This is a genomic window from Devosia litorisediminis (assembly GCF_018334155.1).
Lineage (GTDB): Bacteria > Pseudomonadota > Alphaproteobacteria > Rhizobiales > Devosiaceae > Devosia > Devosia litorisediminis.
Map to the genome: position 1 here is coordinate 2,603,795 of NZ_JAGXTP010000001.1, position 15,078 is coordinate 2,618,872.

General features: G+C 60.4%; 16 protein-coding genes and 1 tRNA gene. 11 read left to right on the forward strand and 6 right to left on the reverse strand.

The genetic code is table 11. The features are described from left to right. Positions 1 to 15: 15 nt before the first annotated feature. Together murA and KD146_RS18375 are read right to left on the reverse strand one after the other, a co-directional pair. Positions 16 to 1,308, reverse strand: a complete 1,293-nt coding sequence (gene murA, locus KD146_RS12440) for a UDP-N-acetylglucosamine 1-carboxyvinyltransferase (protein ID WP_212658973.1) — start codon at positions 1,306 to 1,308, stop codon at positions 16 to 18. 130 nt (positions 1,309 to 1,438) lie between these two features. Then, positions 1,439 to 1,564, reverse strand: a complete 126-nt coding sequence (locus tag KD146_RS18375; RefSeq protein WP_282222859.1) for a hypothetical protein — start codon at positions 1,562 to 1,564, stop codon at positions 1,439 to 1,441. A gap of 161 nt (positions 1,565 to 1,725) precedes the next feature. On the opposite strand from KD146_RS18375, the gene KD146_RS12445 reads away from it, so the two are divergent. The 8 genes from KD146_RS12445 to KD146_RS12480 all read left to right on the forward strand — a co-directional run bounded on the left by KD146_RS12445 (position 1,726) and on the right by KD146_RS12480 (position 9,914). Further along, a tRNA-Thr gene (locus tag KD146_RS12445) sits at positions 1,726 to 1,800 on the forward strand. A gap of 207 nt (positions 1,801 to 2,007) precedes the next feature. After that, positions 2,008 to 2,778 (forward strand): motility protein A, encoded by a 771-nt coding sequence (locus KD146_RS12450; RefSeq protein WP_212658974.1) that lies wholly within the window; start codon positions 2,008 to 2,010, stop codon positions 2,776 to 2,778. A gap of 7 nt (positions 2,779 to 2,785) precedes the next feature. Next, positions 2,786 to 3,634, forward strand: coding sequence for an OmpA/MotB family protein (locus tag KD146_RS12455; RefSeq protein ID WP_212658975.1), 849 nt, complete (start codon positions 2,786 to 2,788; stop codon positions 3,632 to 3,634). A 222-nt stretch (positions 3,635 to 3,856) separates the two neighbouring features. Continuing rightward, complete coding sequence (locus KD146_RS12460; RefSeq protein WP_212658976.1) at positions 3,857 to 5,110, forward strand: ABC transporter substrate-binding protein; 1,254 nt, start codon at positions 3,857 to 3,859, stop codon at positions 5,108 to 5,110. Positions 5,111 to 5,178: 68 nt separating this feature from the next. Then, the gene (locus tag KD146_RS12465; protein WP_212658977.1) at positions 5,179 to 6,054 is read left to right on the forward strand and encodes a carbohydrate ABC transporter permease; all 876 of its coding nucleotides are present in this window, start codon (positions 5,179 to 5,181) and stop codon (positions 6,052 to 6,054) included. After that, positions 6,051 to 6,911, forward strand: coding sequence for a carbohydrate ABC transporter permease (locus KD146_RS12470; RefSeq protein ID WP_212658978.1), 861 nt, complete (start codon positions 6,051 to 6,053; stop codon positions 6,909 to 6,911). The genes KD146_RS12465 and KD146_RS12470 overlap by 4 nt, the downstream gene beginning before the upstream one ends. A gap of 13 nt (positions 6,912 to 6,924) precedes the next feature. Continuing rightward, positions 6,925 to 8,007: a LacI family DNA-binding transcriptional regulator gene (locus KD146_RS12475; protein ID WP_212658979.1), complete on the forward strand. Its 1,083-nt coding sequence runs from the start codon at positions 6,925 to 6,927 to the stop codon at positions 8,005 to 8,007. Beyond that, the gene (locus KD146_RS12480; protein ID WP_212658980.1) at positions 8,004 to 9,914 is read left to right on the forward strand and encodes a glycoside hydrolase family 127 protein; all 1,911 of its coding nucleotides are present in this window, start codon (positions 8,004 to 8,006) and stop codon (positions 9,912 to 9,914) included. Before KD146_RS12475 ends, KD146_RS12480 begins: the two co-directional genes overlap by 4 nt. Before the next feature lie 74 nt (positions 9,915 to 9,988). On the opposite strand, the gene KD146_RS12485 is transcribed toward KD146_RS12480, so the two are convergent. Next, complete coding sequence (locus tag KD146_RS12485; RefSeq protein ID WP_212658981.1) at positions 9,989 to 10,375, reverse strand: PRC-barrel domain-containing protein; 387 nt, start codon at positions 10,373 to 10,375, stop codon at positions 9,989 to 9,991. A 195-nt stretch (positions 10,376 to 10,570) separates the two neighbouring features. On the opposite strand from KD146_RS12485, the gene KD146_RS12490 reads away from it, so the two are divergent. Together KD146_RS12490 and KD146_RS12495 are read left to right on the forward strand one after the other, a co-directional pair. Next, entirely contained in the window at positions 10,571 to 10,828 is a 258-nt protein-coding gene (locus tag KD146_RS12490; RefSeq protein WP_212658982.1) for a hypothetical protein, read from the forward strand. Then, positions 10,828 to 11,127, forward strand: a complete 300-nt coding sequence (locus tag KD146_RS12495; RefSeq protein WP_212658983.1) for a hypothetical protein — start codon at positions 10,828 to 10,830, stop codon at positions 11,125 to 11,127. The genes KD146_RS12490 and KD146_RS12495 overlap by 1 nt, the downstream gene beginning before the upstream one ends. A gap of 49 nt (positions 11,128 to 11,176) precedes the next feature. Here the strand turns inward: KD146_RS12495 and KD146_RS12500 are convergent, their stop codons facing one another. Continuing rightward, a complete protein-coding gene (locus tag KD146_RS12500; protein ID WP_212658984.1) occupies positions 11,177 to 11,845 on the reverse strand; it encodes a YiaD family glycine zipper/OmpA-like lipoprotein in 669 nt (222 codons plus the stop codon). Positions 11,846 to 11,946: 101 nt separating this feature from the next. After that, positions 11,947 to 12,717: an SDR family NAD(P)-dependent oxidoreductase gene (locus KD146_RS12505; protein WP_212658985.1), complete on the reverse strand. Its 771-nt coding sequence runs from the start codon at positions 12,715 to 12,717 to the stop codon at positions 11,947 to 11,949. 306 nt (positions 12,718 to 13,023) lie between these two features. On the opposite strand from KD146_RS12505, the gene hemA reads away from it, so the two are divergent. After that, positions 13,024 to 14,304, forward strand: a complete 1,281-nt coding sequence (gene hemA, locus KD146_RS12510) for a 5-aminolevulinate synthase (protein ID WP_212658986.1) — start codon at positions 13,024 to 13,026, stop codon at positions 14,302 to 14,304. A 21-nt stretch (positions 14,305 to 14,325) separates the two neighbouring features. Here the strand turns inward: hemA and KD146_RS12515 are convergent, their stop codons facing one another. Beyond that, positions 14,326 to 14,961 carry a response regulator transcription factor gene (locus KD146_RS12515; protein ID WP_212658987.1) on the reverse strand — a complete coding sequence of 212 codons (636 nt, stop codon included), beginning with the start codon at positions 14,959 to 14,961 and terminating at the stop codon, positions 14,326 to 14,328. Between the last annotated feature and the right edge of the window lie 117 nt (positions 14,962 to 15,078).

Below are 15,078 nucleotides of genomic sequence, written 5' to 3' on the forward strand. Positions count from 1 at the left end.
CCCTGGACTGGCTGACTAGCCAGCAACCCGCTCGATTTCGGCGCCGCAACGGCTGAGCTTGTCTTCGAGGCCCTCAAAGCCGCGATCAAGATGGTAGATGCGGTTGACGATGGTTTCGCCACTGGCCGCCAGACCGGCGATGACCAGCGAAACCGAGGCGCGCAGATCGGTGGCCATGACCTGGGCCCCCTTGAGCTGGGGCTTGCCATGAATGGTGGCCACCTGGCCATCGACGGCGATGTCAGCGCCAAAGCGGACGAGTTCGGCCACGTGCATGTAGCGGTTTTCAAAGATGGTTTCGCGAATCTGGCTGGTGCCCTCGCTCATGGTCATCAGGGCCATGAACTGCGCCTGCAGATCGGTGGGGAAGCCGGGGAACGGATCGGTCTCGACATCGACTGCGGCAATGCCATTGCCACTGCGCTGCACACGCAGCCCGCCGGGCTCAACGGTCAGCCTGGTGCCGGTCTGCGCCAGAATATCGAGCGCCGACTGCAGGTGCTCGGGACGCGCACCCTTGAGCAGCACATTGCCGCCCGTCATGGCGGTGGCCATGGCGAAGGTGCCGGTTTCAATGCGGTCGGGGATGACGTCCACCGTGGCGCCATGCAGGCGCTCGACGCCCTCAATGGTCAGCGTCCGGGTGCCAATGCCGGTGATCTTGGCGCCCATGGCGACCAGACATTCAGCGACATTGGTGATTTCGGGTTCCTGGGCGGCATTTTCGATCACCGTGGTGCCCTTGGCCAGGGTCGCGGCCATCAGGATGGTGTGGGTCGCGCCGACGGACACTTTGGGGAAAGCGATGGTGGCGCCGACCAGACCGCCCTTGGGTGCCCTGGCAACAACATAGCCTTCGTCGATATCGATCTCGGCGCCCAGCGCCTTGAGGCCGAACAGGAACAGATCGACCGGGCGTGTGCCAATGGCGCAGCCGCCGGGCAGCGAGACGCGGGCCTCGTGGCACCGCGACAAAAGCGGGCCGATGACCCAGAAGCTGGCGCGCATCTTGGAGACCAGCTCATAGGGCGCGGTGGTGTCGACAATGTCGGCGGCATGAAAGGTCATGCGCTGGCCAACCATGTCGTCTTCGCCACGGCGGCGGCCGTGCACGGCGATATCGACGCCATGATTCTCGAGAATGCGTTCGAGCTGCTTGACGTCGGCCAGGCGCGGCACGTTCTGCAGCACGAGGGGTTCATCGGTCAGCAATGATGCAATCATCAGGGGCAAGGCGGCGTTCTTGGCGCCGGAAATGGCGATTTCGCCATTGAGTTCATTGCCACCGATCAAACGGATACGATCCATAGTCTACGTCCTATATGGCGGGCTGGTGCCCTAGCTACCTGGAGATCGAGGTAGGCCAAGTCCTAGTTGCCACGTAAGCCAGACTCGCCGCTCTCAGCGTTGAAGATTTCGATAGTCGTCCGAAAATGGTTTACGGTTTCTTCACCGTGACCGTTTCGGGGGCCGGTTGGGGATCTGGCGCCTGACGTTCCGAATCGGAACGCGCCTTGGCCTGACCCTTGCGGCGCTTGAGGTTCTCGCGAAGCTTTGCGGCCAATCTTTGGTCTCGAACAGTGGCTTCTTGGGATTTGCTCATGGGGCGTGTTGGATTCGTGTTTATGTTGAAGGCGGTGATAGGCGTTTTTTTGCCTTGCGTCGAGCCAGACCCTATGGCAGTAGAGCCCCCGTCGCGCCGAGCATACCAGCCGCGTAACAAATGCTGCCGTAGCTCAGTGGTAGAGCACCCCATTGGTAATGGGGAGGCCGACAGTTCAATCCTGTCCGGCAGCACCAGTCCTCTCCATCTCTGAAAATTGTTTGACCACAGTTGTTTTGGTCGGTCGAACGCGCGCGTCGCGTTAGGCGGGCGGCGTCGTGACGACTTGTCGCACCAAAATTATTATCCAGATTCAGGCAGTTATGAATCTTTTCACGGGCCAGATTTACGATGAGTTAGGGGCCGTGATTTATATTCTCCGCGGAACTTAAAGGGGCTGCGGCATGGATATTGCGACAATTGCGGGCATCATCGTTGGCGCCGCTGTGATTGGTTGGGCCGTATCGCTGGGCGGCTCTTTTTCGGCCTTTGTCGATCTGCCTTCCGTGCTTGTGGTGTTTGGGGGCGGCCTGGCCGCAACCGTTATCCGCTTTCCGCTGTCCGGTATTGGCCCCAGCTTTGCCCTGGGCGGCCGGGTTGCGTTCACCCACAAGAAAACCAATCCGCGTGAGACCATCCAGTCGATCGTGGAAATGGGCGACATTGTCCGCAAGAAGGGTCCGCTGGGCCTTGAGACCTTCGAAACCAAGGAAGCAGGCCTGTCGCGCGGTGCCACCTATATCGCGGACGGCTATGACGCGACCTATATTCGCGACGCGCTGGAGCTGGCGCGCGATCAATATCTGTCGCGGCTGTCCGAAGGCCAACGCATCTTCAAGTCGCTGGGCGACGCCGGCCCGGCCTTTGGCATGATCGGCACGATTGTGGGCCTGGTGCAGATGCTGGGCAATATGGACGATCCTGCCGCGATTGGCCCGGCTATGGCGGTGGCTTTGCTGACCACGCTCTATGGCGCGGTGCTGGCCAATCTGGTCTGCCTGCCGATCGCCGACAAGCTGTCGGCCAAGCTTGATATCGAGGAAATCAACCAGACGCTGATCATTGACGGCGTGCTGGGCGTCAAGGATGGCATGAGCCCTTCCCTGCTGCGCGAAAAGCTGGTTGCCTACCTGCCCGAACATCAGCATCAGAGCCTGCTCGAGCAAGCGGCCTGATCCGGCCATGGCTCGGAAAAAGAAAGTTGCAGGCGGCGCGCCGGAATGGATGGTCACCTTTGGTGATCTGATGTCGATTCTGGTGTGCTTTTTCGTGCTGCTGATCTCGTTTTCCATTCAGGACACCGTCAAGCTGCAGGTGGTCGCGGGCTCAATGCGCGAAGCATTCGGCATCACCAAGACACGTACGGTCAACGGGGTGATTGAAAAGGACGGCAATCCATTCCGCGACCATGTGCTGGAAAACGCCTCAGACCTGCCCAAGAGCCAGGTCGAAGAGGAAGACAATGGCGTGTCGATCGAGCCCGATGATCTGCTGGGATTGTCGGCTGCCGCTGCACCCAGCCCGACCAAGGATGACGAAGCGTTTGCGCTGGCCGCCGCCTCCATCCGCCAAGCCTGGCAGGACATGCCCCAACTGACGCCGTTTGCCGACAACCTGATCGTGGAAAATACAGAGGAGGGCATGGATATCGTAATCTCGGACAATGCGGGCCGCCGCATGTTCCCCGAGGGCAGCAAATATCCCATCGAGCCCACCCGCAAGGCGCTGGCGGTGATCGCGCCGATTCTGGTGGGGCTGGGGCATCCACTGCGGATCACCGGCCATACGGCTGCGGGGGTGCAATACAGCAATCCGCGCTATGGTGCCTGGGAGCTGTCGAGCGACCGCGCCAATGTTACCCGTGCCACACTGGGCGAATTCGGCCTGGGTAGCGGACTGATCGACTCGGTGGTGGGCCGGGCCGATACCGAACCCTATTTCCCCAATGACCCCTATCTTGATGCCAATGAGCGCGTGCGTATCTCCGTGCTTAAGTCAGCGCCGCCCGTGCCCGCCAATCTGAGCTTCTAGGGCCCGACCTGCCCCGCACGGCGGAAAAATGATCTTTGCCAGTTGAACAGCATCGGAGCCTGTGGCACAAAGGCATTTGAGAAAACCTTTTCCCAACTTGTGAAGCAGGCCAGATCACAACAGCGCCAGCGACAAAAGGAAAACCTTTTCTTATCAAGCCCCGAGGGGCATTGGCCGGTGCGGGGAGGAGCTTGCGCAGGCCGAACACAGGGAGAAACAGTCATGAACATGCCAATTCTGGGCAGGATGGCGCTCGCGCTATCGCTGTCAGCCGCCGCGTTCTCGCCGGTCGCCGCCACTGCAGAAACACTCAGCCTCTGGGCGCGCTCATCGAGTTCCAATGCCGCCCAGCACATGATCGATCTGTGGAACAGCAGCCATGACGACCAGATCGAACTAACCACCATTCCCGACAACCAGATGGTGACCAAGCTGGCCACCTCGGTGCAATCGGGCGATGTGCCGGACATGATCTCGTTTGATCTGATCTTCATGCCAGACTTCATGAAGGCGGGCTTTTTGACCGACCTGACCGAAACGCTGGGGGCCGATCCCAATCAGGACAAGGTGGCCCAGGCGTTCCGCGATCTGGCCAGCTATGACGGCAAGCTCTATGGCACCGGCTTCACCCCCGACGTGTCCATCCTGCTCTATAATAAAGACCTGTTCGCCGCCGCTGGGCTGGACCCCGAGCATCCGCCCGAAACACTGGCCGAACTGCAGGATTTTGCCACCAAGATCCACGCCAGCGATCCTGACAATGTCTATGGCTACTACTTCTCGGGCTCGTGCGGCGGCTGCAACATCTTTACCCAGGCGCCCATGATGTGGGGCAGCGGCGCGCAGGTATTGCCGACCGGCCCGGATGCCCCCGTGATGGAAGGCCCCGGCGTGGTTGAAGTACTCACCATGCTCAAGGATATGTGGGAGGCCGGGGTTATCCCCGAAAGCGCCGAGGGCGATACCGGCGCCAATTTCATGGCGACATTTGAAACCGGCACCATCGGCATGCAAGGTTCTGGTGGCTTTGCCATCTCGGCACTCAAGGCCAACCATCCTGAGATGAATTTCGGCATTGCGCCTCTGCCCGGGATCGAGGCGGGACAGAATTCGTCCTTTGTGGGCGGCGACGTGATCGCCATCCCGGCCGGTGCGAAAAATCCCGAAATCGCCACAAGTTTCATCACCTGGCAGTTGAGCGACGAGGCGCAGCTTGAAGGACTGGCGAAAAACCTGATCCTGCCATCGCGCAGCGATCTGGCCAACAATGCCTATTTTCAGGATGAGCCACGTTACATCACCACGGCCAAGGCGGTCGGCATCGGGCAGACGCCCTACGCCTTCCACTTCAATGACATGGTCAATGCCGATCAGAGCCCCTGGCTGACCATGCTGCAGACCGCCGTGTTCGATGGTGACATTGAGGGCGCCATCGAGGATGCGCGCGCCACCATGCTCGAAATTGCCGCCGAGTAATCGCGGCACGGGCGGCGGCCCTCCCTTTGCCGCCGCCCAATCCTTATCATTCCTGCCGGGGCCAGACCGTGTCAGCCATTCCCAATCGCCATCTGGGCCTGCTCTATGTGGCCCCTGCCCTGATCTTCGTCACCGCTTTCGTGCTGGTGCCATTCGGGCAGCTGATCTACCTGTCACTGACCGACACCTCACTGCTGGGCGGGGGCGACTGGGTGGGGCTGGCCAATTATGAAAAAGCGCTGGGCGACAAGGCATTCTGGCGGGCGCTGGGCTTCACCGCGAAATATACCATTGTCATTACCCCCATCCTGATGGGTCTGGGCTTCGGGCTTGCCCTGCTGACATCGCAGAACACGCCATTGCGGCTGCTGACGCGGGCCACGGTGTTTCTGCCGGTGGTGATCGGGCTGGGCACATCGAGCCTGCTCTGGTTCTGGCTGCTGGATCAGCAGGTGGGGCTGTTCAACAAGATACTGGTCGATCTGGGTCTGGTGGCCGATATGCCGGTCTGGTTCACCAAGGCAGATTCCGCCCTGATCGGGGTGATCATTTCGGTCACCTGGAAGGTGGTTGGCTTCGGCATGATCCTTTTCGTGGCAGCGATCCAGTCGATTAATGGCGAGGTGCTTGAAGCCGCCACCATTGATGGCGCCACCTATTGGCAGAAGGTCCGCCGTATCATCGTGCCGCTATCGATGCGAACCATTCTGCTGGTGACGCTGATTTCGGTGATCGGCTCGATCCTGGCGTTCGACCAGTTCTACATCATGACCGGGGGCAATCCGCGCGGGCAGACCTTCACCTCGGTCTATCTGATTTACCAGAGCAGCTTCATCAGCTTCAAACTGGGTTACGGGGCCGCACTGTCGATTATCCTGACCGCGATCATTCTGGTGTTCGCCGCCATCCAGGTCTTCATCACCAGCCGGAGTGACAGCCAATGAGCGGGATCCTGCAATATGGCACGTCGCTGCTGCGCGGGCGCAGTCTGGTGGTGGCGGCAATCTGCGTGCTGGTGATCACGCTGATGCTGGGGCCGATCTTTCTCAGCCTGATGGCATCGATCAAGCCACCGGCCGAGGCGTCGGCTTCCCCGCCCAACTATCTGCCGCAAAATCTGAGCCTGGAGAACTACCAGAAGGTGTTCGATTATCAGGCAGGGCTGATGACCTATGCCGGCAATTCGCTGCTGGTGGCCGGGATTGCCATCGTGCTGTGCCTGGCGCTGGCAGTGCCGGCTGGATACGGGCTGGCGCGCTTTCAACTGCCGGGCAAGGAGTTCCTGTTCGTGCTGATGCTGGCGCCGCTGATGATCCCCTATCAAGCCATCCTGATGCCGATCTATCTCAACTTTTCCAAGATCGGGCTGGCCAATTCGCATCTGGGGCTGGCCATCGTGCATGCAGTGCTGCAGTTGCCCTTCTCGATCTATCTGATGCGCAATGCCTTTGAGGCCATCCCGCGCGAGATCGAAGAGGCCGCCATGATGGACGGCGCGACCTCGTTCACCGTGCTGCGGCGCATCTTCCTGCCACTGGTTCTGCCCGGCATGGTGACCGTGACGCTATTCACCTTCATCAACTCCTGGAACGAGTTTCTGGCCGCGCTGATCTTCATGAACAAGGAGAGCGCGTTCACCATGCCCATCATGCTGGTGTCGGTGCGCTCGGGACGGTTGGGCGCTGTGGATTGGGGCGCGCTGCAATCGGGAGTCATCCTGTCGATTCTGCCCTGCATTCTGATCTATCTGTTGCTGCAGAAATACTATGTGTCCGGCTTCCTCAGTGGCGCGGTCAAATAGGAGACGGGGCAGCATGACCGACAAGACCAACATCGAGACGGGCGCCGAGCGCTATCCGGAGCGCGCTACCATTCGCGACGTGGCGGCTCGCGCCGGTGTGTCGATTGGCACAGCGTCCAAGGCGCTCAACGACAATGGACGGCTCAAGCAGGAAACACGCGACAAGGTCATCGCGGCCGCCCAGGAACTGGGGTTCCGGCCCAATGCCATGGCGCAAAGCCTGCACCGGACCAAATCGATGACCGTTGGCATCCTGACCACTGACAGTGTGGGCCGCTTCACCTTCCCGATTTTCGAGGCGCTCGAAGAGCGGCTGGCCGAGCACGGCATAGCGGTCTTCATGTGCAATGCGACCGAAGATCCAGCGCGCGAAAAGCAGCATATCGACCAGCTGCTGGGCAAGCGGATTGACGGGCTGGTGGTGACGGCACGGCGCATGGACCGGCGCCCGGCCATTGCCGTGCCGGGCAAGACCATGCCGGTGATCTATGTGTTCTCGCAGACGGACGATCCTGATGCGCTGTGCCTGGTACCCGATGACTATGGCGGGGCCGTATTGGGGGTGGAGCACCTGATTGCCGGCGGGCGCAAGCGCATTGCCCATATCACCGGGCCTGAGCGTTTTGAGGCCGTGACGCTGCGTCAAAATGGGTTTGCTGACGCCCTGAGCAAAGCAGGATTGCCACAGATTGGGGGCTTTTACCGCAATGGCCAATGGTCCGAGCAGTCGGGACGCGAAGCGGTGGCCGAACTGTTCGACGGCGAGCAAACCCATCCAGACGCGCTGTTCTGCGGCAATGACCAGATCGCCCGCGGCGCCACCGATGCGCTGCGCGAGCGCGGCCTGCGGGTGCCGCAGGATGTGGCGGTGGTCGGTTTCGACAATTGGGACGTGATGGCATTGGCAGCGCGACCGCCACTGACCAGCGTCGACATGAATTTGCGCGCGCTGGGGCGCGCGGCTGGCGAGCGACTGATCGCCATGATCGCCGGGGAGCGCCTCAAGGGCGTCGAACGGCTGCCCTGTTCACTGGTGGTTCGCCAATCGTCGGACCCCGGCAATTCCAAAAAGACGACCGAGGAGAATCAATCATGAGCCGCTATGCCCCCGTCAACTTTCCCGACGTCAAACTGGAGGGCCAGTTCTGGCATGAGCGGCTCGAAACCGTTCTGACGCGGACCATCCCCAGCCAGCACAAAAAGCTGAGCGAATATACGATCCTGGATTCGCTTAAGCTCAAACAGCCACCGCCACCCTTGCGCTTTCCGCGCCACGCCAACGGGTTCACCGTTCAGGTGTTCTGGGACAGCGATATCGGCAAGTGGATTGAAGCGGCCAGCTATGCGCTGGCACATCGCCGGGATGAAGATATCGAAGCCAAGATCGAGGCTATTGTCGATGATTTTGAGACGGCGCAGGCGCCCGATGGCTACCTCAATTGCTGGTATCTTGGCCATGAGCCAGACAAGCGCTGGACCAATCTGCGTGACAATCACGAGATGTATAATGCTGGCCATTTGCTCGAAGGCGCGATTGCCTATTTCCAGGTAACCGGCCGCCGGCGCTGGCTCGACATCATGGAGCGCTATCTCGAGCACATCTATTCGGTTTTCGGTACTGGCCCGGGGCAGAAGCGCGGCTATGACGGGCATGAGGAGCTCGAGCTGGCGCTGATGAAGCTGTACTATCTGACGCGCGACAAGAAGCATCTCGATTTCGCCACCTATCTGATCAACGAGCGCGGCCAGCAACCACCGCATTTTTTCGACGTCGAACGCGAAGCGCGGGGCGATGCAGAAAAGCAGCAGCGCTATGTGCAGGGCAATTACGAATACAGCCAGAGCCACAAGCCGGTGCGCGAGCAGGACAAGGTTGTCGGCCACGCGGTGCGCGCGATGTATCTCTATACAGCCATGGCGGACCTTGCGGCCGAGATCGGTGACGCCGATCTCAAGCGTGCCTGCGAGGTGCTGTGGGACGATGTGATGGAGACCAAGATGTATGTGACGGCGGGCCTGGGCCCCTCGGCACAGAACGAGGGCTTCACCCATGATTTCGATCTGCCCAATCAGACGGCCTATGCCGAGACCTGTGCGTCGGTAGCCCTGATTTTCTGGGCCCAGCGCATGCTGCATCTGGACCTCGATGGCAAATATGCCGACATCCTTGAACTGGCAATGTTCAATGGCGCGCTGAGCGGGCTGAGCCGGGATGGGGAGCAGTATTTCTATGCCAATCCTCTTGAGAGTGACGGCACGCCGACCCGTTGGGACTGGCACACCTGCCCGTGCTGCACGATGAATGTCAGCCGGCTGGTGGCCTCGGTGGGCGGATACTTCCTCTCTACCGCGCAGGATGGCGTGGCGTTCCACCTTTATGGCGGGATCGATACCGAGGTCGAGATTGCCGGCACCATGGTCGCGCTGCGTGAGATCTCGACCTATCCCTGGAGCGGGGATATCCGGATTGAAGTTGATCCCAAGGTGCCAACGACGTTCGACCTGAAGCTGCGCATTCCAGGCTGGTGCGAAGGCGCCAAGGTGTCCGTCAATGGCAATGCCGTGGACGTCTCGGCGGCAGTCGATGGCTATCTGACCATCAACCGTGACTGGTTCGAGGGCGATGTAGTGACCATGGAGTTGCCCATGCCGCCGGTCCGGCTTTATGCCCATCCCGGCGTGATCATGGATGCGGGCCGGATTGCACTCAAGCGCGGTCCGTTGGTCTATTGCGTCGAGGAAGCCGACAATCCAGGCGGGCGCGTGCAGCGGCTCAAGCTGCCCCGGGATGCCCAGCTCAAGACAGAGAAGCGTGCCGATCTGTTTGATGGCGTTGTGACCCTGAAGGCCGATGCCCTGGCAATCAAGGAAGGTGACTGGCAGGCGTTATATCGCACCGACCCACCGCAGGATGAAAAGGCGACGCTGACCGCGCTGCCCTACTACCTGTGGGCCAATCGCGGACAGGGATCGATGGTGGTCTGGGTGCCTGAAGTGCAATAGGCGAACAAAACCGGCGCTCCCGCAAGGGAGCGCCGGCGTGCAATGATCAGGTGATCAAAAGCGCTTGGCGCGGGTTAGATCCAGTATGGAGCCACACCGTAATAGTCATAGACGCGACGGCCGTTATCGGCAGTCCAGAAGTTCTCGTCGCCGTCATATTTTGGCGCGCCCTCCAGCTGCTGCTTGGTCACATCGACCTGATAGCCGCCGAGGTCCTCCACATAGTCCAGTTTGGACCATGGCAGCGGGTAATGGTCGTGGCCGATACCGAAGAAGCCGCCAAAGCTGAGCACAGCGTAGGATACCTTGCCGCCGCGCTTCTCGACGAGAATGCGCTCGATTGAGCCGATGTGCTCGCCGCTTGGATCGTAGACCTTGGTGCCCTCAACCTTGTCGGATGCGATGAGATCGTGGGTTTCCTTGACGTCTGCATTTTGGTCGCGAATGTCATCGTAAGCCATTTTACGAACTCCTCTTGGTTGCGTGTGACCGGCTAACGTGACGGTGCGCCGCGAAGTTCCACGATCGAAAAATGTGATCGGGGCGGTGCTTTAGGTGTGGAACCAAAGGCCGCTGTAATGCGCGACCCAAGCCCGCCAGCGGAACCGCGACACGCCTATGGCGTTTACTGATCATCGAACACGAAGGGGATCACCATGGTTTTTGATAGCCTGCGCGAGCGTATGGGAGGGCACGACAATCTCTCGCCCATGCAAATCGCCCACAACACGCTCTTCACCGCCAAAGAGAAAATCGACCTGCTGCACCAGCTCAAGGCCGAAGTCACCAGTGCCAATGCCAATGGCAACGATGTCGGCTTCAGCGCGGACGAGATCGACGCTGCCATCGCCGAAGTGCGGCAGGGCGCCGAGAATGACGTTGGTGCCGACACCGTCCTGAAAGGGGATTTCTGATGGCTACTGCTCCAAAACAACCGGCGGCCAATGCCGCCCGCGTCGATGCCTTGATCGACGAGAATGGCGCGCGTCTTGACGTACCCGACAACTCACCACTCAAGGTGGCGCGCGAACACGAAGCGACCGTGGGATCGACCGGCCCAACCAATTGGTGGCTCTACGGTCTGATCGGTCTGGCGATCGTCATCGCGCTGCTGTTCTTGATGCAGATCCTGACAGGGGCGCCCGGCACAGATGTGCACTCGGGGACGCCTGTCTCGGCACCTGTTGTCGAACCAGCCATCCCGACACAATAAAAAAGCGCGGCTCAATGGCCGCGCTTTTCCGTATCGATGATCTAACTGATCAGCCCTTATTGATAGGCGCGATCTGGATTTCCACGCGACGGTTCTGGGCACGGCCCTGCTCGGTTGCGTTGGAAGCGATCGGGCTCGTTTCGCCCTTGCCTTCAATATAGAAGCGGCGCTGATCGATACCCTGATTGGCCAGAATTGTCGCGACGGAAACGGCACGACGCTGGCTCAGGCTGAGATTGTAGGCGTCGTCGCCCTGACTATCGGTGTGGCCGTAGACGTCGATGATCGACTTGTCGAACTTCTTGAGCACCAGGGCAACCGACACCAGGGTCGAGTTGAACTGCGGCTGAACATTGGACTGGTCGGTGGCGAAGGTGATGTTGGATGGCATGTTCAGAATGATGTTCTGACCAACACGGGTCACCGAAACGCCGGTGCCCTGCAGCTGTGCGCGCAGCTCGGCTTCCTGCTGATCCATATAGGCGCCAATGCCGGCGCCGGTCAGACCGCCAACACCTGCACCGATCAGGGCACCAACGCGAGGATCGCCGCCAACGGCTGCGCCAACAAGCGCACCAGCAAGAGCGCCGCCGCCCGTGCCGATCAGCGCGCCGCCAGTGGTGTTGGAAAGCTGGGACTGGCCCGTGTACGGATTGGTGGTGGTGCAGGCGGTCAGCGCCAGCGTCGCGGCAAGCGCAACAAAAATCTTCGACTTCATAGAATATCCCCCTGAAGGATTCGGTTTGGTGGCCTGTAGGTGCCCCCTGAATACGGCAGGATGGTGATGAACGAAAGAGCCTGAACAGTTGATGAACGGGATCAGCTGTTGGCCCAGCCGCCATCGACAAGAAATTGCTGGGCTGAAATCATGGCGCTGTCGTCGGCTGCAAGGAACAAAGCCATGCGCGCAACGTCATCGGGATAGATGTGACCCGCCAGCGCCTGCGCGTCCGAAATGCCCTTGAGCGCGGCTTCATCAAGCCAGTGCTCAAGCTGTCGTTCGGTGACGATGGCGCCGGGAACCAGCGAGTTGACACGGATGCCGGACTTGCCCAGCTCGCCCGCCATGGCCCGGGTCAGACCGTGGGTGGCAGCCTTGGCGGTTTCATAAACCGGCAGCTCAGGCGTCATGACCATCCAGCTGATCGAGCCGGTATTGATGATGGAGCCCTTGCCAGCCTTGATCATGCCCGGCGCCACGGCCTGAATGGCAAAGAAAGCGTGCTTGAGATTGACCGCCATGCGGTCATCCCAATAGGCGGGCGTCACTTCTGCCCAGTCATGGCGCTGATCGTGGCCAGCGTTGTTGACCAAAACCAGGGCATCGCCATGGGCTGCGGCAAAATCGGCGATCGCAGCCTGATAGGCCCCAGTATCGGTAATATCGCAGTCTGCGAACTTGACCGTTTGTCCACTATTGGTGAGTTCAGCGGCCAGAGCCTGGCCCGCCTCGCGCGCAATATCGACAAAGCCGACCCTGGCGCCCTGAGCCGCAAAATTGCGGACGAGCGCTGCGCCGATTCCCGACGCGCCGCCTGAAATGACAACCGGCATGCCTGTCAGGCTGGGGTAGTTGGCAAATTCGGTCATGATGGCTCCCGGTGTTTATCGCCCCCGATCTAGCGCGCACTGGTCGGGGCGACAAGCGCGGGAGGCGGGCGATCAAAGTGTCGGGAGACGGCTGACTTCTGCTGCCTGCGAGCTTCTGGCACATTGGCAGCGCGGGCTTTGCAGTTTAGAACGAGTCTCATGTTGATGGTCCAAATCGTGGGCCTCGACATTTCGGCGCGGCAAGCAGCGAGAGATTGACGTGGGTCAATGCACCAGCTGCCGCAGCTTATATGGCTAGTCGAGATCGGACGCCGACCTGTCCGCGACAGACAAAAGGACGTTTCGATGGACTATCGCGGCATATTCGAAGATGCGGTTGATACGCTACGGGCGGAAAAGCGCTACCGGGTCTTTGCTGACCTCGAGCGGGTTGCGGGCCATTTCCCCAAAGCCATCTATCGCGACGATGCCGACAATGAGCGCGACATCACGATCTGGTGCTCCAATGACTATCTGGGCATGGGCCAGCACCCCAAGGTGATCGGCGCGATGCAGGAGACCGCAGGCAAGCTTGGCGTTGGTGCCGGCGGCACGCGCAATATTTCGGGCACCAATCGCCCGCTGGTCGAGCTTGAGCGTTCGCTCGCCGACCTGCATCGCAAGGAAGCGGCGCTGGTGTTCACATCGGGCTTTGTGTCCAATGAAGCGGGCATTTCGACCATTGCCCGGCTGCTGCCGGACTGCATCATCTATTCGGACCAGCTCAACCACGCCTCGATGATTCAGGGTGTGCGTCAGTCCGGCATGCAGAAGGTGATCTTCCGCCACAACGACGTGGCCCATCTGCGTGAACTGCTCAGCCAGGTCGATCGCAAACGGCCCAAGTTGATCTGCTTTGAATCCGTCTATTCGATGGATGGCGATATCGCCCCGATCAAGGAAATCTGCGATCTGGCCGAAGAGTTCGGCGCCCTGACCTATATCGACGAAGTGCACGCCGTTGGCATGTACGGCCCCCGCGGCGGCGGCATGGCCGAGCGTGATGGCCTGATGGACCGGATCGACATCATCGAAGGCACTCTGGCCAAGGGCTTTGGCACCATGGGCGGCTATATTGCCGCCAACAAGGCGATCATTGATGCTGTGCGCTCCTATGCGCCCGAGTTCATCTTCACCACCGCCCTGCCCCCAGCGCTGTGCGCTGCTGCCCGGGCGTCTATCGAGCACCTCAAGGTCAGTGGCCATGAACGCATGATGCAGCAGCGTCAGGCACGCGTGACCAAGGCTATTCTGGCCGATGCCGGCCTGCCGGTGATGGACACCGAAACCCATATCGTGCCGTTGATGGTGGGGGATGCGCGTCAGTGCAAGGCGGCCAGCGACATGCTGCTGGAAAAGCACAACATCTATATCCAGCCGATCAATTATCCCACCGTGCCCAAGGGAACCGAGCGCCTGCGGATCACTCCGACACCGCTGCATACCGATGAGATGATCTTCGAGCTGCGCCACGCGCTGGTCAGCGTCTGGACCAGCCTGGAACTGCCGCGCGAGCGGGCCGATGCCCGGATCACGGCGAGCAAGCTCACCTCGGGCGATCTGACACTGCCCACCGTCGGCGGGTAGTTTTCGGCGCGATCAGGCAGCTCAGCTGGTCAGGACGATCCGCATCAGATCGGCCGTGTTGCGGGCGCCGAGTTTTTCCATGACCCGGGCGCGGTGCACCTCAATGGTGCGCGGCGAAATCCCCAGCGCACGACCGGCTTCCTTGTTGGACTGGCCATTGGTGATCAATTGCAGCACTTCGCGTTCGCGCGGGGTGAGTTGTTGAAAGCCGCGTACCTCAACAGCGCGGCGCCCACCCTGCATGCCGTTCAAATGCACATCCTGGCAGAGTGCCTCGCGGATGTCGGTCAGCAGATGCTCGGTATCGATGGGCTTGCTGATGACATCGGAGGCGCCGATTTTCATGGCGGTGACGGCGGCTTCAAGCTGTGGATAATCGGCCAGCATGAAAACCGGCGTTCCCGTTCCCATCGACTTGACCCGCCGCAACAGGCTTAGCCCGCTCTCCTCGCCCAGCCTGAGATTGAGCACCACGACATCGGGTTTTCGCCGTTCAAGCCCAATCAGAAAATGGGCGGCCTCCACCGAGAAGGTGGTCTGAAACCCCTCGAGCCGGAACAGCACGCTGAGTGCCTCGCATGTGGCCGGATCGGAATCGACGATGTGCACCAGCCGATCGCGGTTGAGTGAAGACCGATAATGGATGTTGTCGCTCATCTTGCCCCCTGCCCTGGCAAACTTGCTTCAAACCGACACCGCTCCAACGATGCGTTTGCGCTGGTAGTTTGCACTAAGGGTTCCCGCTCGCCGATACGGACTATACGTAGGCGTTGC